This window comes from Pseudomonas sp. GL_117 (assembly GCF_057835125.1).
On record NZ_CM174418.1, the window covers coordinates 5,712,506 to 5,732,977 of the forward strand.

The window sequence follows — 20,472 nt, forward strand, 5'->3', positions numbered from 1 at the left end:
CAGGAGTCTAGCCCCATGAAAGGTTCACCCCAGTTGTTATTGGCCGCCATGCTGAGTCTGCCAGTCCTGGCGCACGCGGCAGAGCCGGCACAATGTCAGACCGTCAACTTCTCCGATGTCGGCTGGACCGACATCACCGTCACCACGGCGACCACCAGCGAAATCCTCAAGGGCCTGGGCTACAAGCCGCGCACCACGATGATTTCCGTACCAGTGACCTACAAGTCCCTGGCCGACGGCAAGAACATGGACATCTTCCTCGGCAACTGGATGCCGACCATGGAAAACGACATCAAGCAGTACCGTGATGCCGGCACCGTGGAAACCGTGCGCGCCAACCTGGAGAACGCCAAGTACACCCTGGCGGTCCCCGAAGCGCTGTACAACAAAGGCCTGAAGGACTTCGCCGACATCGCCAAATTCAAGGACGAGCTGGGCGGCAAGATCTACGGCATCGAGCCGGGCAACGACGGCAACCGCACCATCCAGACACTGATCGACAAAGACGCCTTCGGCCTGAAAACCGCCGGTTTCAAAGTGGTCGAATCCAGCGAAGCCGGGATGCTCTCCCAGGTTGAGCGCGCCTCCAAGCGTGACCAGGCCATCGTGTTCCTCGGCTGGGAACCGCACCCGATGAACACCCGCTTCAAGATGAAGTACCTGACCGGCGGGGATGATTCCTTCGGCCCCAACTACGGCCAGGCCACCATCTACACCAACGTGCGCAAGGGCTACACCCAGGAATGCAGCAACGTTGGCCAGCTCCTGAAAAACCTGTCGTTCACCTTGAACATGGAAAGCACCCTGATGGGTAACGTGCTGGACGACAAGATGAAGCCCGACGCCGCGGCGAAAGCCTGGCTGCAGAAAAACCCGCAAGTGCTCGACACCTGGCTCGCGGGGGTCACCACCGTTGATGGCAAACCTGGACTGGACGCCGTGAAAGCCTATCTCGCCAAGTAATTCACCGTTGTCCCCGGGGCGGTGCGCTGCCCCGGGATGTTTTCCCTCTTCGCATGTGGACATTCACTACCATGCTGACTGAACAGAAAATCCCACTAGGCCAGTACATCGCTGCCTTCGTTGAATGGTTGACCCAACACGGTGCCAACTACTTCGACGCAATCGCATCGACGCTGGAAACGATGATCCACGGCGTGACGTTCGCGCTGACCTGGTTCAATCCGCTGGCATTGATCGGTCTGATTGCGCTGCTGGCTCATTTTATTCAACGCAAATGGGGCCTGACCGTCTTTGTCATTGCCTCCTTCCTGCTGATCCTCAACCTGGGGTACTGGCAGGAAACCATGGAGACCCTGGCGCAGGTGCTGTTCGCCACCCTGGTCTGCGTGGTCATCGGTGTGCCGCTGGGCATTGTTGCCGCGCACAAACCGATGTTCTACACCATGATGCGGCCGGTACTCGATCTGATGCAGACCGTACCGACCTTCGTCTACCTCATCCCTACCCTGACCCTCTTCGGGCTGGGTGTGGTGCCTGGGCTGATTTCCACGGTGGTGTTCGCGATTGCCGCGCCGATCCGCCTGACTTACCTGGGTATCCGTGATGTACCGCAAGAGTTGATGGACGCCGGCAAGGCCTTTGGCTGCTCGCGCCGTCAGTTGCTCTCGCGCATTGAACTGCCCCACGCCATGCCGAGCATCGCTGCCGGCATTACCCAATGCATCATGCTGTCGTTGTCGATGGTGGTGATCGCCGCCCTGGTGGGCGCCGATGGCCTCGGCAAACCGGTGGTCAACGCACTCAACACCGCTGACATCGCCCTGGGCTTTGAAGCCGGCCTGGCAATCGTATTGCTGGCCATCATGCTCGACCGCATCTGCAAACAACCCGACGCCAAAGTAGGGGGTGATGCATGAGCATTATCCGATTCGACAATGTCGACGTGATCTTCTCCAAAGACCCACGCGAAGCGCTCAAGCTGCTGGACCAGGGCATGAGCCGTAACGAGATCCTGAAAAAGACCGGGCAGATTGTCGGCGTTGAAAAAGCCAGCCTGGACATCGAGAAAGGCGAGATCTGCGTGCTGATGGGCCTGTCGGGCTCGGGCAAATCCAGCTTGCTGCGCTGCATCAACGGCCTCAACACCGTGAGCCGCGGCCAACTGTTCGTGGAGCATGAGGGTCGCCAGATCGACATCGCTTCCTGCACCCCCGCCGAGCTGAAAATGATGCGTACCAAGCGCATCGCCATGGTGTTCCAGAAGTTCGCCCTGATGCCGTGGCTGACCGTGCGCGAAAACATCAGCTTCGGCCTGGAGATGCAGGGCCGTCCGGAAAAAGACCGGCGCAAGCTGGTGGACGAAAAGCTCGAACTGGTGGGCCTGACCCAATGGCGCAACAAGAAGCCGGATGAACTCTCCGGCGGCATGCAGCAGCGCGTCGGCCTGGCCCGCGCGTTGGCGATGGACGCCGACATCCTGCTGATGGACGAACCCTTCTCCGCCCTCGACCCGCTGATCCGCCAGGGCTTGCAGGACGAGTTGCTGGAACTGCAACGCAAGCTGAGCAAGACCATTGTATTCGTGAGCCACGACCTCGACGAAGCGCTCAAATTGGGCAGCCGTATCGCGATCATGAAAGACGGCAAGATCATCCAGTACAGCGTGCCGGAAGAGATCGTGCTGAACCCGGCGGATGACTATGTGCGCACCTTCGTCGCCCATACCAACCCACTGAACGTCCTGTGCGGCCGCAGCCTGATGCGCACCCTGGACAACTGCAAGCGCGTCAACGGTTCGGTGTGCCTGGACCCGGGCGGCGACTCGTGGCTGGACCTGGCCGAAGGCAACACCATCAAGGGTGCTCGCCAGAATGGCGCGGTGATGAATTTGCAGAACTGGGCACCGGGGCAAGCGGTGGAAGGTTTGAGTCGGTTGCCAACGCTGGTGGATTCGAATATCGGCATGCGTGATGCATTGCAGATTCGGTATCACACGGGGAACAAGCTGGTGTTGCATGACAACAACCAGGTGGTGGGGATCTTGGGGGACAGCGAGCTGTACCACGCCCTGCTAGGCAAGAACCTGGGGTAAGCCACACCGCAAAGCAAATGTGGGAGCGGGCTTGCTCGCGAATGCGGTGTGTCAGACAGCACATCTGCCACTGATACACCGCATTCGCGAGCAAGCCCGCTCCCACATTTTGATCTACGTACAACATAAAAAAACGGCGCCAGTGACGGCGCCGTTCGTTTCAACTATCAGCTATAGACCCGGCCAAGGAGCTGCCGATGGCTTTCAAACTGATCGAGCACGTCCCGGGTGATCTGTTCCTGAGCAAAGCCCATCAGGTCGTACTCCTGAGGCCCGTTGTGCAGGTACACCTCAGCGCGGTAGTAGCGGGTGCGCTCTTCTTCAGGCAAGTCGGTCGAGGCCGACGAGTAAGCATCCAGGCTCACTTCGTAGACAAACGGGTTGCCCTCTTCCATCTCGATGCGCACACCAATGCAGCGCTTGGATTTGCCAAGCAAGGTCTGCACTTCCAAGCCCTGCTCACGCAATGCCACGGCGGCTTCTTCCAACGCCGGCGTTACGTGCTTGTCCATGAAACGCTGCACCGTGCCCTGGCTCGGTTGCAGGTCCAGCGCGGTCAACCGCTCGCTGAAACCACGACGGCCACGCTCGGCCAATTGCGCCTGCTCCTGTTCGATGGCCACGTCCTGGCGCATGGCCTTGTGCAGACCGAACATAAAGAACACCAGCACCACCGAGAACGGCAGCCCCGCCAGCACCACCATGGTTTGCATGGCTTCGAAGTTACCCGCGAACAACAGGCCGATGGTCACCAGAGTGATCACCGCCGACCAGAAGATCCGCAGCCAGTGCGGCGCATCTTCATCCACATTGCCGCCTTTGCACGACAGGTTGGCCATCATCACCGCGCCGGAATCCGCCGGGGTCAGGAACAGCACAAAGCCCACAAAGATCGACACACCGATGACGATTTTCGACGCCGGGTAATGCTCCAGCAGTTGGTAGATGGCCATCGACGGTTGTTCCAGCGCCGTCTTGCCCAACTCCACCGCACCGTGGTTCAGCACCAGGTCCAGCGCCGAGTTGCCAAAGATCGACAGCCACGCCAGGGTGAAGCCCAGCGGGATCAACAGCACGCCCGCCACCAGTTCACGCACCGAGCGACCACGGGAAATGCGCGCGATGAACATGCCTACGAACGGCGCCCAGGAAATCCACCAGGCCCAGTAGAACAGGGTCCACAGCCCCATCCAGCGTTCGGTCTTGTCGGCGTCGCCTTCGTACACGTAGAGGTCGAAGGTTTTCAGCACCAGGCCGTTCATGTAGTCGCCGATGTTCTGCACGAAGCCGTTGAGCAGGTGCAGGGTCGGGCCGAACAGCAGCACAAAGATCAGCAAGCCGCTGAACAGCACGATATTGAGGTTGGACAGGCGGCGAATGCCGTTCTCCACACCCGACACGGCAGCGATGGTCGCCACGGTGCTCATCACGATGATCACGATCAGCAGGTTGGTGTTGTTGTGCGCCATGCCGAACAGGTTTTCCAAACCGGACGACACTTGCATCGCACCAATCCCCAGGTTGGTCACCAGGCCCAGCAGCGTCACGAACATGCCGAAACCGTCCACCGCGTGACCGGCCGCGCCCTTCACCCAACGCTCGCCGACCAGCGGGTACAGCGCCGAACGCAAGGCCAGCGGCTGGTTATGGCGATACGCGAAGTACGCCACGGCCAGGCCGACCAAGGCGTAGATCGCCCAACCGTGCAAGCCCCAGTGCAGGAAGGTCAGTTGCAGCGCCTGGCGTGCAGCCATGTTGCTGGCGGCCGCGCCTTCAGGCGGGTTGAAGTAGTGGTCCAGCGGCTCCGAGGCGCCGAAGTACAGCAGCGAGATGCCGATACCCGACGAGAACAGCATGCCGGCCCAGGCGCCGTAGCTGAAGTCCGGGGTGTCGTCCTTACTGCCCAGTTTCAATTTGCCGTAGGAAGAAAACGCCAGGCCCACCACAAACACCAGGTAGGCGGCGATGACCACCATGTAATACCAGCCGAAGCTTTTCGACAGCCAGGCTTGTGCGACGCCGAGCATGCGCCCGGCCTCCTGCGGGGCGATGATCAGGATGGCAGTCAACAACAGAATCAACGCGGTGGAGGTGTAGAACACCCAACCGTTGACCCGCACCTTTTCCGGCGGGGTCTTTATAAGAGAGGCAGAACTCATGGCGCAGATGCTCCGGGCAGTGCGAAAGAGAAACACAAGGCAGCGGTTATCCCGGGACATCGCTTTATGGGCAGGCGACGGACGGGTGTTATAAAGACACCCCGAAAACCCTTGGCCCCCTACCGGACAGGTAGACAGGGCGTTTCAAGGGTTTTTGCAGGTGTCATTTGTCGCGGCTCTCAGGCAGGAAACTTCTGTAGGCAGCGACCATTTGTCGCAGATCTTATTCTTTGTTGATTGAACGTTCAATCAAAACAAAATAGACTGGCCATCAAGCCGACGGACGTTTATCGCCAGTCGGCAGGCCTAAGGAGAGGTGCTACATGCCCAAGGTCGGTATGCAACCCATACGCCGCCAGCAATTGATCGAAGCCACCTTGACGGCCATCGATCAGGTCGGGATGGGAGATGCCAGCATTGCGCTGATCGCCCGTTTGGCCGGCGTCTCGAACGGCATCATCAGTCACTACTTCAAGGACAAGAACGGCCTTATTGCAGCGACGATGCGCTACTTGATGAACGCGCTGATCGACAACGTCCACGAACGCAGGCTCGCGCTGACGGACGACAGCCCACGGGCACACCTTCAGGTGATCATCGAGGGCAACTTCGACGCCAGCCAGGTCAACGGCCCGGCAATGAAAACCTGGTTGGCCTTCTGGGCCACCAGCATGCATCACCCGTCATTGCACAGGTTGCAGCGGATCAACGATCAACGTCTGTATTCCAACCTGTGCTGCCAGTTCCGCCGAGTGCTGCCGCTGCCGCACGCACGCAAAGCAGCCCGAGGCCTGGCGGCCCTGATCGACGGTTTGTGGTTGCGCGGCGCCCTGTCGGGAGACGCTTTCGACACGGCGCAGGCGCAACGGATCGCTTACGAATACATGGATTTCCAATTGGCCAAGCAGGTGAGTTAGAGCACACATAGACGCTCAACCCCTGAACGCTGCCGCACCGGCCTACGGTGCGGTGGTCAACGCCAACCACTTATGCACTTGCGAGGACTTTATGGCCCGTTTCGAACTGCAAAAACTCTACATTGACGGCGGCTACAGCGACGCTGGCAGCGATGCCACCTTCGAAGCCATCAACCCGGCTAACGGTGAAGTTCTCGCCCAAGTGCAACGCGCGACGAAAGACGACGTTGAACGTGCCGTGGTCAGCGCCGAAAAAGGCCAGAAAATCTGGGCCGCGATGACCGCCATGGAGCGTTCGCGCATCCTGCGTCGTGCCGTCGACATCCTGCGCGAGCGCAACGACGAACTGGCGGCCCTGGAAACCCTGGACACTGGTAAAGCGTTCTCCGAAACCAAGTACGTCGACATCGTCACCGGCGCCGACGTGCTGGAATACTACGCAGGCCTGGTGCCCGCCATCGAAGGCGAGCAGATCCCGCTGCGCGACACTTCCTTCGTCTACACCCGCCGCGAGCCGCTGGGCGTGGTGGCGGGTATCGGCGCGTGGAACTACCCGATCCAGATCGCCCTGTGGAAATCCGCACCGGCCCTGGCCGCCGGTAACGCGATGATCTTCAAGCCAAGCGAAGTCACCTCGCTGACCACCCTGAAACTGGCCGAGATCTACACCGAAGCCGGCGTTCCCGCGGGCGTGTTCAACGTATTGACCGGCAGCGGCCGTGAAGTCGGCACCTGGCTGACCGAGCACCCGCGCATCGAAAAAATCTCGTTCACCGGCGGCACCGACACCGGCAAGAAAGTCATGGCCAGCGCGTCGAGCTCCTCGCTCAAAGACGTGACCATGGAACTGGGCGGCAAGTCCCCGCTGATCATCTTTGACGACGCCGACCTCGACCGCGCCGCCGACACCGCGATGATGGCCAACTTCTACAGCTCCGGTCAGGTGTGCACCAACGGCACCCGCGTGTTCGTGCCCAAGCACCTGCAAGCGGCGTTCGAAGCCAAGATCGTCGAGCGTGTCGCGCGCATTCGCGTCGGCAACCCGGAAGACGAAAACACCAACTTCGGCCCACTGGTCAGCTTTGCCCACATGGAAAGCGTGCTGGGCTACATCGCCAAGGGCAAAGAGCAAGGCGCACGCCTGCTGTGCGGCGGCGAGCGCCTGACCGACGGCGACTTCGCCAAAGGCGCCTTCGTGGCCCCGACCGTGTTCACCGACTGCACCGACGACATGGTCATCGTGCGTGAAGAAATTTTCGGTCCAGTCATGGCGATCCTGACCTACGAAACCGAAGAAGAAGTGATCCGCCGCGCCAACGACACCGACTTCGGCCTGGCCGCCGGCCTGGTGACCAAGGACCTGAACCGCGCCCACCGTGTGATTCATCAGCTGGAAGCGGGTATCTGCTGGATCAACGCCTGGGGCGAGTCCGACGCGAAGATGCCGGTTGGCGGCTACAAGCAATCCGGTGTGGGCCGTGAGAACGGCATCAGCTCGCTGAACAACTTCACCCGCATCAAATCGGTACAGGTCGAGCTGGGCGATTACGCATCAGTGTTCTGATGAGCCTCAAGCGGCAAGCTTCAAGCTGCAAGTAAAAGCAGTTTGGCTTGCCGTACCTCCCCGATACACCGCTCGCTGCCCTTTCTTGCAGCTTGAAGCTAAGAGCTTGCAGCTCTCAAGGAGCCCCCCATGACTCAAGAATACGACTACATCATTGTTGGCGCAGGTTCTGCGGGCAACACACTAGCGACCCGTCTGACCGAAGACGAAGGCGTCACCGTCCTGCTGCTGGAAGCCGGCGGCCCGGACTACCGTTTCGATTTCCGTACGCAAATGCCAGCCGCGCTGGCGTTCCCACTGCAAGGCCGCCGCTACAACTGGGCCTACGAAACCGATCCAGAGCCACACATGGATGGCCGCCGCATGGAATGTGGTCGCGGCAAGGGCCTGGGCGGTTCTTCCCTGATCAACGGCATGTGCTACATCCGTGGCAACGCCATGGACTACGACAACTGGGCGAAGCTGCCGGGCCTGGAAGACTGGACCTACCTCGACTGCCTGCCGTATTTCCGCAAGGCCGAAACCCGCGACATCGGTCCTAACGACTGGCACGGCGGCGATGGCCCGGTCAGCGTGACCACGCCAAAGGCCGGCAACAACCCGCTGTTCCACGCCATGGTCGAAGCCGGCGTGCAGGCCGGTTACCCGCGTACCGAAGACTTGAACGGCTACCAGCAAGAAGGCTTCGGCCCGATGGACCGTACCGTCACGCCTAACGGCCGTCGCGCCAGCACCGCACGCGGTTACCTGGACACCGCCAAGAAGCGTTCGACGCTGACCATCGTCACCCACGCCCTCACCGACAAAGTGTTGTTCGAAGGCAAGCGTGCGGTCGGCGTGCGTTACCTGATCGGTGCCGCCGAAGAGCGCGTCGAAGCCCGCGCCCGTAAGGAAGTGCTGGTGTGCAGCGGTGCAATCGCTTCGCCGCAACTGCTGCAACGCTCCGGTGTAGGCCCGGCCAAACTGCTGGAAAGCCTCGACATCCCGGTGGTCCACGACCTGCCCGGCGTCGGCGAGAACCTGCAGGACCACCTTGAGCTGTACCTGCAATACGCGTGCACCCAACCCGTGTCGCTGTACCCGTCGCTGCTCTGGTACAACCAGCCGGCGATCGGTGCCGAGTGGCTGTTCAACGGCACCGGCATCGGCGCCAGCAACCAGTTCGAAGCAGGCGGGTTTATCCGTACCCGTGAAGAATTCGAGTGGCCGAACATCCAGTACCACTTCCTGCCGGTGGCGATTAACTACAACGGCAGCAACGGTGTGAAAGAGCACGGTTTCCAGGCGCACATGGGGTCCATGCGTTCGCCGAGCCGTGGGCGCATCCAGCTGAAGTCGAAGAACCCGCGCGACTACCCGAGCATCCTCTTCAACTACATGGCCACCGAACAGGACTGGCAGGAATTCCGCGACGGCATTCGCCTGACCCGTGAAATCATGCAACAGCCGGCCCTGGACCCGTACCGTGGCCGCGAAATCAGCCCGGGTATCGACGTGCAAACCGATGAACAGCTCGACAAGTTCATCCGCGAGCACGCCGAGACTGCGTTCCACCCGTCCTGCTCGTGCAAGATGGGCACCGACGAGATGGCAGTCGTGGACGGCGAAGGCCGTGTACACGGCATGCAAGGTCTGCGTGTGGTGGATGCGTCGATCATGCCGATCATCACCACTGGCAACCTGAACGCGCCGACGATCATGATCGCCGAGAAAATCGCCGACAAGATCCGTGGCCGCCAGCCGCTGCCACGCAGCACTGCCGACTACTACGTGGCCGGCGATGCCCCAGTGCGTGGCAAGCCGCTGCGTGAAGTGGGCCCTACCGCGCAGTAACTGAGACACCGCGTCGCCTGTATCGCAGGCAAGCCAGCTCCCACAGTTGACCGAGTTCGTCTAAATAACTCGATCACCTGTGGGAGCCGGGCTTGCCCGCGATGAGGCCCGACCAGACACCACAAAACCACCCGCCTACACTTTCCTTGATCAGCTCCCAGCCCAGGCCTACTCTGTCCGCCTGCCCGCGACGAGCCGCCCACAAGGAAGGCCCCATGTTCGATAAACACTCCCTCCTCAAACAGCACTTCAGTGCCCTGCGCTCCTGCGCCGAATTCTTCTCCCTGCGCTACGTGTGCGAATCCGGCCACTACCTGGCCGTGCGCAAGAACGTCGCCGAACCGCCGCACCTGAACCACGACGAGGGCGCCATGCTCACCGTGCGCGTCAACGGTGTGGAAGCCTACGCCGCGACCCACGACATTTCCCTCGCCGGCCTGCAAGCCGCCCTTGAGCGCGCCGAACAGCAAGCCCGGCAGATCGCTGCCCACGCCCTGCTCGACCTGCGCGACCAGCCGGTGTCCAGCGACGTGGCCGACTACCTGTCGCCCGATCTCGAGCAAGCCTTCCCGTCCTTGAGCGACTGCTACCAACTGCTCGGCGATGAATCCGCTGCGGTGCCCAAAGACGAGCGCCTGGTGAACTGGGAAGTCAGCCTGGGCCTGACCCACGTCGAGCAGATCTACCTCAACACTGCCGGTGCCGAACTGCGCCAGGCCCAACGCTTCGTGTTCCCCGGCGTCAACGTCACCGCCTACGACGGCCACGACAGCCAGACCCGCACCCTGGGCGGCAGCAACTTCGGCCAGCAAGGCGGCTTTGGCGTGATCAGCCGCTTCGGCCTGGTCGGCGCCGCGCCGCGCGTTGCCGATGAAGCCCTGCAACTGCTGCTCGCGCCAAATACGCCCAATGGCCTGCGCGACCTGCTGTTGATGCCCGACCAGATGATTTTGCAAATCCACGAATCCATCGGCCACCCACTGGAACTGGACCGCATCCTTGGCGACGAGCGCAATTACGCCGGCACCAGTTTTGTGAAGGCCAGCGACTTCGGCCATCTGCAATACGGCTCACCGCTGCTCAACGTGACCTTCGACCCGCAGATCCCCGAGCAACTCGCCAGCTACGGCCATGACGACGACGGCACCGCCGCCAGCAAGCAATTCCTGATCCGCGAAGGGTTGTTGCTCAAGCCGCTGGGCGGTGCGTTGTCGCAATTCCGTGCGGGCATGCAAGGCGTGGCCAACAGCCGCGCCAGCAGCTGGAACCGCGCGCCCATCGACCGCATGGCCAACCTGAATATCGAGGCGGGTGACAAGAGCCTGTCGCAGATGATTGGCGGCATCGAAAACGGCATCCTGATGTCGACCAACCGTTCATGGTCCATCGACGATGCGCGCAACAAATTCCAGTTCGGCTGCGAATGGGGCCAACTGATCGAAAACGGCGAGCTCAAGGGCGTGGTGAAAAACCCCAACTACCGGGCAATTTCCGCGCAGTTCTGGCGCAATCTCAGCGCCGTCGGCGATGCCAGCACCTTCAAGGTGTTGGGTACGCCGAACTGCGGCAAAGGCGAACCCAACCAGGTGATCCGCGTCGGCCATGCGTCGCCGGCCTGTGTGTTCAGTGATGTCGATGTATTTGGGGGAGATGCCTGATGAACGACTTCAAGGCACTGGTGCAATGGCTCAAGCAGGCCATCACCGACAACGAACAGTTTCATTTGGGCTACGCCGCCGAAGCGTCCGAGTTCGTACGTTTCAACCACGCCAAGGTGCGCCAGGCCGGGCAGGTGCAGCAGGCCAGCGTCACGCTCAAGCTGATCAACGCTGACCGCCACGCCGACCTGAACATCACCCTCGCCGGTGCACCCCAACTGGACCGCCAGCGCCTCGCCGATGGCTTGCAACAGTTGCGCGAAACCCTGCCGCTGCTGCCGCCAGACCCGTACCTGCTGCTGAACCACAACGCCTGGCAAAGCCGCAACGAACAGGCACAGCCATTGCCAGCGCTGGCCCAGGTGCTGGACGACATCAGCCGCGCCGCCGACGGCGTGGACCTGGTTGGCTTCTACGCCGCCGGCCCGATCAGCCGTGGTTTTGCCAGCTCTTCGGGGGCGTTCGGCTGGCACCAGGCCAATAGCTTCAACTTCGACTTCAGCCTGTTTCACGCCAATGGCGAAGCGGTGAAAGCCAGCTACGCCGGGCACACCTGGGACAGCAAAGCGTTTGCCGCACGCTTGCAACAGGCCCGCGAGCAACTCGAGTTCCTTGGCCGCCCACTGCACAAGCTGGCACCGGGGCAGTACCGCGCCTACCTCGCTCCGGCGGCCATGGAAGAAATCATCAGCATCATCACTTGGAGCGGTTTTTCCGCCCAGGCCATTGCCAGCAAAAGCAGTTCGCTGCAAAAACTGTATGCCGGGGAACAATCCCTGAGCCCGCTGGTAACGGTGGATGAGCGCATCAGCGGCTCCCTGAGCGAAGCGTTTTCCAGCGAAGGCTATCCGCGGGGCGATGTCACGCTGATCAACGCGGGCCAGGCCGCAGGCGAGCTGATCAACTCGCGCAGCGCCGCCGAGTACGGCCTGAGCACCAACGGCGCAAGCCGTGACGAAGCGCCGAGCGCCTTGCAGATGGCGGCGGGCAACCTGGCCCAGGCCGACATCCTCAAGAGGTTGGGCACCGGTTTGTACATCAGCAACCTGTGGTACTTGAACTACTCCGACCTGCCGGCGGCGCGCCTGACCGGCATGACGCGCTTTGCGACGTTCTGGGTAGAGGACGGCGAGATCAAGGCGCCGGTGAGCACCATGCGCTTTGATGACAGTGTGTACAGCTTGCTCGGTTCGCAGTTGGAAGCGCTGACGGCGGAGCGGGAGTTGCTGCTGTCGGCCAGTACTTATGGGCAACGCAATACCTCGTCCAACCTGCTCCCGGGCGCCTTGGTCAAACGCCTGACCTTGACCCTCTAAACACAACACCCCCCCTGTGGGGTGCGGGCTTGTGTGGGAGCGGGCTTGCTCGCGAATACGGTGGGTCAGTCAACTCATTCAGTGACTGACACACTGCTTTCGCGAGCAAGCCCGCTCCCACACCAACCCACTCTCACATTGCACTGTGCAGGTTTCTGATACCTCGCTTCGCACCTTCCTACCGCAAAATCCCATCTCGCACTTGTTCCCCCGTGCTCTGTTGTCCCCTGCAAAAAACCTCGCTATAACGGTTAGTGGCATACCGCCACCCACAGGAAGTGAGCGTTGACATGGACCACGGAAGTTTCGTCATCAACAAGCTGTTCAAGCACTACAACGTTCACGTTGAGCAACTGGGCAACGACCCGCAGAAAGACACCGTATTGATGGTCAATGGCGCGCTGTCCACCACCCGCTCGTTCGCCCGCACCAGCAAGTGCCTGGCCGAGCATTTCAATGTGTTGTTGTTCGACCTGCCCTTCTCGGGCTACTCGCGCGAGCACAACACCGACCTGGATCTGGTGACCAAGGACGATGAAGTCCAGATGCTGCGCGCCCTGGTGGAGCGCTTCGAGGTCAACCATCTGGTGTCGGCTTCGTGGGGTGGCATCTCCACGCTGCTGACCCTGGCGCACAACCCGCCATCGATCAAAAGCTCGGTGGTGATGGCCCTGGCCCCAGACCTCAACAGGGCGATGCTCGATTACGTGGAGCGCGTGCGCGTGCTGATCGAGGCGGATGACAAGTCCGCCGTCGGCCATTTGCTCAACGAGACGGTGGGCAAATACCTGTCGCCCCGGCTCAAGCGCAATAACCATCGGCACCTGTCGACCATGGCCACCACCGAATACCGCCAGGCGCGCTTTCATATTCATCAGGTGCTGGCGCTGGGCGATGGCAATTACCTGCCAGAGCTCAAGAAGATTGACACGCCGGTGCACTTCATCAACGGCGCGCTGGATGAATACACGCCGGCCGCCGAGGCGCAGGTATTCATGCAGTATGTGGGGCGCAGCAGCTTTGCCGTGGCCGAACATACCGGGCACTTGCTCGACCTCGAATCCAGTGAGGCCGCCGCGGCGGTGCACCGTGAACTGCTGGATTTCCTGGTGGGAAAACGCACGACGGATGGCGCATAATCGCCGACACATAGCCTGCTAACAAAAAGGGTTTTCTATGCCGAATCGCGTCCCGCTCGATGCCAAGACCGCCCGCTGGCTCCCCTGGGTGGTGGCGATTGCCTTCTTCATGCAGTCGCTGGACGGGACGATTCTGAACACGGCACTGCCGGCCATGGCCCGGGACCTGGCGGAAAACCCACTGCGCATGCAAGGCGTGGTGATCGCCTACATGCTCACCGTCGCCTTGCTGATCCCGGCCTCGGGCTGGATCGCCGACCGCTTCGGCACCAAGAAAATCTTCTTTGGCGCGATCATGCTGTTCAGCATCGGTTCGCTGCTGTGCGCGCTGTCCAGCAGCCTGACCATGCTGGTGGGCGCGCGGGTCATCCAGGGCTTGGGCGGTGCGTTGATGCTGCCGGTCGGGCGACTGGTGGTACTGCGCGCCTACCCGCGTTCCGAACTGGTGCGGATCATGGGCTTTATCACCATCCCCGGCCTGCTTGGCCCGCTGCTCGGCCCGACCATGGGCGGCTGGATGGTGCAATACCTGACGTGGCACTGGATCTTTTTGATCAACCTGCCGGTGGGCATGATCGGTTGCTACGCCGTGTGGAAATTCATCCCCGACCTGCGCGGCAGCGAGCGCACACGCTTTGATAGCCTGGGTTTCTTGCTGTTTGGCGCGGCAATGGTGCTGATCACCATCGCCATGGAAGGCCTGGGCGAACTGCACCTGCCGCACCTGCGGGTGATGTTGCTGCTGTTCAGCGGGCTGGCGTGCCTGGCGGCGTACTGGCTGCGCGCCGGGCATATCGATAACCCGTTGTTCTCGCCGGTGCTGTTCAAGACGCGCACCTTTGCGGTGGGCATCCTCGGCAACTTGTTTGCGCGCCTGGGCAGCGGCGCGCTGCCGTTCCTGGTGCCGCTGCTGTTGCAGGTGGCGCTGGGCTATTCGCCGTCGGAAGCCGGGATGAGCATGTTGCCGCTGGCGGCGGCGGCGATGTTTGCCAAGTCCATCGCGCGGCCGTTGATCGAGCGACTGGGCTACCGCATCGTGCTGACCGGCAACACCCTGGCGCTGGGCATCATGCTGGCGAGCATGGGGCTGGTCACGGAACACACGCCCTACCCTTTGTTGCTGGGCATGCTGGCGCTGCTGGGGGCAATCAACTCGCTGCAATTCACCGCGATGAACACCGTCACCCTGATCGACCTCGACGACGCCCAGGCCAGCAGCGGCAACAGTTTGCTGTCGGTCGTGGCGCAATTGTCCCTCAGCCTTGGCGTGGCCTGCGCCGGTGCATTGCTCGGCGGGTTCACCGCAGAAACCGGCAACGATGGCGTGGAAAGCGTGCTCGGCGCGTTCCAGCTGACTTTCCTCACCGTAGGCATCATGGCGATGCTGGCGGCGGCGATCTTCCTGCAATTGTCGCCTAAAGGCAGCGGCAAGCCGCAAGTTTGAAGCTGCAAGAAAAAGCGCTAACTTGCAGCTTGAAGCTCATAACTTGCCGCTGGCCCCCCCCTACTCCTCGTCGAGAACATACAAACAGCGGCAAGCCGCAAGTTTGAAGCTGCAAGAAAAAGCGCTAACTTGCAGCTTGCAGCTCATAACTTGCCGCTGGCCCCCTACTCCTCGTCGAGAACATACAAATAAACCCGAGGGGGCCTGCTACACTGCGCGACATTTTGTTTTGCAGAGCCAGTCCCGTGACTACCATCGCCACCGCTTTTAATACTTTGCCGCTGTCCGCCGCCATGCTGGCTAACCTCGACTCGCTGGGTTATGTCGAGATGACGCAGATCCAGGCGCAAAGCTTGCCGGTGATCCTCAAGGGGCTGGACCTGATCGCACAGGCCAAGACCGGCAGCGGCAAGACTGCCGCCTTCGGCATCGGCCTGTTGAACCCGATCAACCCGCGTTACTTCGGCTGCCAGGCGCTGGTGATGTGCCCGACCCGTGAGCTGGCCGACCAGGTCGCCAAGGAAATCCGTCGCCTGGCCCGTGCTGAAGACAACATCAAGGTCCTGACCCTGTGCGGTGGCGTGTCCCTCGGTCCGCAGATCGCCTCCCTGGAACACGGCGCCCACGTTATCGTCGGCACTCCGGGCCGGATCCAGCAGCACCTGCGCAAGGGTTCGCTGGTGCTGGATGGCTTGAATACGCTGATCCTCGACGAAGCCGACCGCATGCTCGACATGGGCTTCTACGATGCCATCGAAGACATCATCAGCAAGACCCCGGCACGCCGCCAGACCCTGCTGTTCTCGGCCACCTACCCGGTAAGCATCAAGCAGTTGGCCTCCAAGTTCATGCGCGCGCCGCAGCAAGTGAAGGCCGAAGCGTTCCACTCCGACGATCAGATCGAACAGCGTTTCTTCGAGATCTCCCCAGAAGAACGCATGGACGCGGTGACCAAAGTCCTGGCGCACTTCCGCCCGGCTTCGTGCGTGGCGTTCTGCTTTACCAAGCAGCAAGTGCAGGAAACCGTCGACCACCTGACGTCCAAGGGCATCTCCGCCGTTGGCCTGCATGGCGACCTGGAACAGCGCGACCGCGACCAGGTACTGGCGATGTTCGCCAACCGCAGCACCTCGGTGCTGGTAGCGACCGACGTCGCCGCCCGTGGCCTGGACATCGACTCGCTGGACATGGTGATCAACGTCGAACTGGCCCGTGACTCGGAAATCCACATCCACCGCGTCGGCCGTACCGGCCGTGCCGGTGAGACCGGGATTGCGATCAGCCTGGTGGCGCCGTCCGAAGCGCACCGCGCCCAGGCTATCGAGCAGTTGCAGAAGTCGCCGCTGAACTGGGACCAACTGGACAACCTCAAGCCGCAAAGTGGTGGGCCGTTGCTGCCGGTCATGAGCACCCTGTGCATCGCCGCTGGCCGTAAAGACAAAGTGCGTCCGGGTGACATCCTCGGTGCACTGACGGGTGAAGCCGGGATTCCGGGGGCCCAGGTCGGCAAGATCGCGATTTTCGACTTCCAGGCCTTTGTGGCCGTGGAACGCGGCATCGCCAAGCAGGCGTTGCAGCGTTTGAATGACGGCAAGATCAAGGGCCGTTCGTTGCGCGTGCGGATCCTGTAACACGATCTCCCACCCAATGGAGATCCAAATGTGGGAGCGGGCTTGCTCGCGAATGCGGTGTATCAGTCAGACATGTAACGACTGACACTCCCCATTCGCGAGCAAGCCCGCTCCCACACTTTTGACTGTATTCCAATTCAGAATTTTTATGAGGACGTGGCTGTGCGCTCGACCGAAGTAGTGATCATTGGCGCCGGCGCCGCAGGCTTGATGTGCGCACTGACCGCCGCCGGGCGCGGGCGCAAGGTGATGCTGATCGACCATGCCAACAAGGCCGGCAAGAAGATCCTGATGTCCGGCGGTGGCCGCTGCAATTTCACCAACCTGTACACCGAGCCGGCCAACTTCCTCTCGCACAATGCGCACTTCTGCAAATCCGCCCTGGCGCGCTACACCCAGTGGGATTTCATCGGGCTGGTGGCCAAGCACGGCGTGCCGTACCACGAGAAGAAACTCGGCCAGCTGTTCTGCGATAACAAGTCCAGCGACATCCTCGGCATGCTGCTCGACGAATGCATCCAGACCGGCGTCAGCCTGCACCTGGACACCTCCATCCAGGAGATCGCCAAAGTCGACAGCGGCTACCAATTGCAGACCACCCTCGGCGAACTGCGCTGCGAGTCCCTGGTGATCGCCACCGGCGGCCTGTCGATTCCAACCTTGGGCGCCACCGGCTTTGGCTATCAGGTGGCCAGGCAATTCGGCCACGAACTGCTGCCGACCCGCGCCGGGCTGGTGCCATTCACCATCACCGACCAGCTCAAGGACTTGTGCGGCGAGTTATCCGGCACCTCGGTGGATTGCCTGGTCAGCTGCAACGACCAGAGCTTTCGCGAGAACATCCTGTTTACCCACCGCGGCCTGAGCGGCCCGGCGATCTTGCAGATTTCCTCGTATTGGGAACCCGGCGACACCGTGGAGATCAACCTGCTGCCCGACCACGACGCCCACACCTGGCTGCAACAGCAACAGGCCGAGCGTGCGAACAGCGAGCTGAAAACCCTGCTGGGCGAGATCTTCACCAAGAAGATGGCCAACCTGCTGGCGGAAACCTGGTTTGTGTCCAAGCCGATGAAGCAGTACACCCATGCGGAGATTGCCGATATTGCGCAAAAACTCGGCAGTTGGCAGCTAGTGCCGGCGGGCACCGAGGGCTATCGCACGGCGGAGGTAACGCTGGGCGGGGTGGATACGCGGGAGGTGTCGTCCAAGACCATGGAATCCCTGAAAAGCCCTGGGCTGTACTTTATCGGTGAAGTGCTGGATGTGACCGGTCACTTGGGCGGGTTCAACTTCCAGTGGGCGTGGGCTTCGGGCTACGCCGCCGCACAATACGCCTGACACCACGGTTTCAACCTTTGAAATGCAATCCCCTGTGGGAGCTGGCTTGCCTGCTCCCACAGGGTTATGGGGTGTTGCTGAAATAATTGCGAGTAGATGTGATCACGACCCTTGCCGTGGCGTCACTGATGCGCCAACTTAACGGCATCGCCCCGGAAGACTCCAGCCTTCATGTCATCGACCTCGTTCAAGCAGTCCCTGCGCCGCCTGTGGGCGCTGGATAAATTCAGCTACAGCATCCGGGTGTTCATCGCCCTCACCGGCAGTATGGCGCTGTGCTGGTATCAGGATGAGATGACCCTGCTGATCCCGCTGTTCCTGGGGATTATCGCCAGTGCCCTGGCCGAGACCGACGACAGCTGGCAAGGCCGCCTCAACGCCCTGGCCGTGACACTGGTGTGTTTCAGCATTGCCGCGCTATCCGTGGAGTTGCTGTTCCCCTACCCGTGGATTTTCGCGATTTCCCTGGCCCTGGCCACCTTCTGCCTGACCATGCTCGGCGCCTTGGGCGAACGCTACGGGGCGATTGCCTCGGCGACGCTGATCCTGTCGGTGTACACCATGATCGGCGTGGACCAGCGCGGTGGCGCGGTCTCGGACTTCTGGCATGAACCACTGCTGCTGGTGGCCGGTGCGGCCTGGTACGGCGCGTTGTCGGTGCTGTGGCAGGCGCTGTTTTCCAACCAGCCGGTGCAACAGAGCCTGGCGCGGTTGTTCCGCGAACTGGGGCGCTACCTCAAGCTCAAATCGTCGCTTTTCGAACCGATCCGCCAGCTGGATGTGGAAGCGCGCCGCCTGGAACTGGCCCAGCAAAACGGCCGGGTGGTCGCCGCACTGAATGCCGCGAAGGAAATCATCCTGCACCGCGTGGGCAATGGCCGACCGGGTTCGAAGGTCAGTCGCTACCTCAAGCTGTACTTCCTCGCCCAGGACATCCACGAACGCGCCAGCTCGTCGCACTACCCCTACAACGCCCTGGCCGAAGCCTTTTTCCACAGTGACGTGCTGTTCCGCTGCCAGCGCCTGCTGCGCCAGCAAGGCAAGGCCTGCCAGGCCTTGGCCGAGTCGATCCAACTGCGCCAGCCATTCATCTATGACGCCAGCTTCGCCGAAGCCCTGGGTGACCTGAACGCATCCCTGGAACACCTGCGCATCCAGAGCAACCCGGCCTGGCGCGGCCTGCTGCGTTCGTTGCGTGCACTGGCGGCCAACCTGTCCACACTGGACCGCCTGCTCGGCGACGCGAGCAACCCCGATAGCCTGGCCGACGCCACCGACAGCAACCTGCTCGACCGTGCCCCGCGCAACCTCAAGGAAATGTGGACGCGCCTGCGCACGCAGATGACGCCGACCTCGTTGCTGTTCCGCCATGCGCTGCGCCTGTCCCTGGCGCTGACCGTCGGCTACGGCATGCTGCATGCGATCCACGCCTCGCAAGGCTACTGGATCATCCTCACTACACTGTTCGTGTGCCAGCCGAACTACGGCGCCACGCGGCGCAAGCTCGGCCAGCGGATCATCGGCACCGCCATCGGCCTGACCGTGGCCTGGGCGCTGTTTGATCTGTTCCCCAGCCCGCTGGTGCAGTCGATGTTCGCCATCGCCGCCGGCCTGGTGTTCTTTATCAACCGCACCACCCGCTACACCCTGGCCACGGCGGCGATCACCCTGATGGTGCTGTTCTGCTTCAACCAGGTGGGCGACGGCTACGGGCTGTTCCTGCCGCGCCTGTTCGATACCTTGCTTGGCAGCCTGATCGCCGGCCTGGCGGTGTTCCTGTTCCTGCCGGACTGGCAAGGTCGACGCCTGAACAAGGTGCTGGCCAACACCCTGACCTGCAACAGCATCTACCTGCGCCAGATCATGCAGCAGTACGCCGCCGGCAAGAGCGACGACCTCGCCTATCGCCTGGCCCGGCGCAACGCGCACAACGCCGATGCGGCGCTGTCCACCACCCTGGCGAACATGCTGATGGAGCCGGGGCACTTCCGCAAGGAAGCCGATGTGGGCTTTCGCTTCCTGGTGCTGTCACACACCTTGCTCAGCTACTTGTCGGGGCTGGGGGCGCACCGCGAAACGCAGTTGCCGGCCGAGGTGCGCGAGCATCTGATCGACGGCGCCGGCAAGACATTGGCGGCGAGCATCGATGAGATCGCCACGGGGCTGGCGAACAAGCAGCCGATTGCGATTCAGAGTGATGCCGAGGAAGCGTTGGCGGCGGAGTTGGAGCAGATGCCGGATGAGATTGATGAGGGGCAGCGATTGGTGCAGACGCAGTTGGCGTTGATTTGTCGGCAGCTGGGGCCGTTGCGGACTCTGGCGGCGCATCTGATCAAAGAAACCGGCGAGGCTTAGATCGCTATCGCGGGCAAGCCCGCTCCCACATTTGAAATGCATTTATCTGTAGGAATGCAT

The 20,472-nt window shown here is 61.7% G+C and carries 14 protein-coding genes; 13 read left to right on the forward strand and 1 reads right to left on the reverse strand.

Annotation, left to right across the window (positions count from 1 at the left end):
- Positions 1-15 precede the first annotated feature (15 nt).
- From AC3ISR_RS26165 to choV, 3 genes are all read left to right on the forward strand, one after another.
- The gene (locus AC3ISR_RS26165) at positions 16-963 is read left to right on the forward strand and encodes a choline ABC transporter substrate-binding protein (protein WP_192299895.1); all 948 of its coding nucleotides are present in this window, start codon (positions 16-18) and stop codon (positions 961-963) included.
- A gap of 71 nt (positions 964-1,034) precedes the next feature.
- Entirely contained in the window at positions 1,035-1,880 is an 846-nt protein-coding gene (gene choW, locus AC3ISR_RS26170; RefSeq protein ID WP_010207125.1) for a choline ABC transporter permease subunit, read from the forward strand.
- Positions 1,877-3,055, forward strand: a complete 1,179-nt coding sequence (gene choV / locus AC3ISR_RS26175; RefSeq protein ID WP_192299896.1) for a choline ABC transporter ATP-binding protein — start codon at positions 1,877-1,879, stop codon at positions 3,053-3,055. Before choW ends, choV begins: the two co-directional genes overlap by 4 nt.
- Before the next feature lie 167 nt (positions 3,056-3,222).
- Here the strand turns inward: choV and AC3ISR_RS26180 are convergent, their stop codons facing one another.
- Positions 3,223-5,157 carry a BCCT family transporter gene (locus AC3ISR_RS26180; protein ID WP_463984180.1) on the reverse strand — a complete coding sequence of 645 codons (1,935 nt, stop codon included), beginning with the start codon at positions 5,155-5,157 and terminating at the stop codon, positions 3,223-3,225.
- A 380-nt stretch (positions 5,158-5,537) separates the two neighbouring features.
- Between AC3ISR_RS26180 and betI the strand changes: the two genes are divergently transcribed.
- The 10 genes from betI (at position 5,538) to yccS (ending at position 20,412) form a co-directional block, all read left to right on the forward strand.
- Positions 5,538-6,131, forward strand: a complete 594-nt coding sequence (betI, locus tag AC3ISR_RS26185) for a transcriptional regulator BetI (RefSeq protein ID WP_015886274.1) — start codon at positions 5,538-5,540, stop codon at positions 6,129-6,131.
- A gap of 91 nt (positions 6,132-6,222) precedes the next feature.
- Positions 6,223-7,695: a betaine-aldehyde dehydrogenase gene (betB, locus tag AC3ISR_RS26190; protein ID WP_305391669.1), complete on the forward strand. Its 1,473-nt coding sequence runs from the start codon at positions 6,223-6,225 to the stop codon at positions 7,693-7,695.
- Positions 7,696-7,824: 129 nt separating this feature from the next.
- On the forward strand, positions 7,825-9,528 hold the full coding sequence (gene betA / locus AC3ISR_RS26195) for a choline dehydrogenase (protein WP_463984142.1): 1,704 nt from the start codon (positions 7,825-7,827) through the stop codon (positions 9,526-9,528).
- A gap of 215 nt (positions 9,529-9,743) precedes the next feature.
- On the forward strand, positions 9,744-11,186 hold the full coding sequence (locus AC3ISR_RS26200; RefSeq protein ID WP_463984141.1) for a TldD/PmbA family protein: 1,443 nt from the start codon (positions 9,744-9,746) through the stop codon (positions 11,184-11,186).
- A complete protein-coding gene (locus tag AC3ISR_RS26205; protein ID WP_463984140.1) occupies positions 11,186-12,502 on the forward strand; it encodes a TldD/PmbA family protein in 1,317 nt (438 codons plus the stop codon). Before AC3ISR_RS26200 ends, AC3ISR_RS26205 begins: the two co-directional genes overlap by 1 nt.
- Before the next feature lie 290 nt (positions 12,503-12,792).
- A complete protein-coding gene (locus AC3ISR_RS26210) occupies positions 12,793-13,641 on the forward strand; it encodes an alpha/beta fold hydrolase (protein ID WP_463983616.1) in 849 nt (282 codons plus the stop codon).
- 37 nt (positions 13,642-13,678) lie between these two features.
- Complete coding sequence (gene mdtD / locus AC3ISR_RS26215; RefSeq protein ID WP_463983617.1) at positions 13,679-15,085, forward strand: multidrug transporter subunit MdtD; 1,407 nt, start codon at positions 13,679-13,681, stop codon at positions 15,083-15,085.
- Positions 15,086-15,378: 293 nt separating this feature from the next.
- Positions 15,379-16,716, forward strand: coding sequence for an ATP-dependent RNA helicase DbpA (gene dbpA / locus AC3ISR_RS26220; protein ID WP_230412671.1), 1,338 nt, complete (start codon positions 15,379-15,381; stop codon positions 16,714-16,716).
- A 162-nt stretch (positions 16,717-16,878) separates the two neighbouring features.
- Positions 16,879-18,057, forward strand: coding sequence for a BaiN/RdsA family NAD(P)/FAD-dependent oxidoreductase (locus AC3ISR_RS26225; RefSeq protein ID WP_192299905.1), 1,179 nt, complete (start codon positions 16,879-16,881; stop codon positions 18,055-18,057).
- A 171-nt stretch (positions 18,058-18,228) separates the two neighbouring features.
- The gene (gene yccS / locus AC3ISR_RS26230) at positions 18,229-20,412 is read left to right on the forward strand and encodes a YccS family putative transporter (RefSeq protein ID WP_192299906.1); all 2,184 of its coding nucleotides are present in this window, start codon (positions 18,229-18,231) and stop codon (positions 20,410-20,412) included.
- Positions 20,413-20,472: the final 60 nt, after the last annotated feature.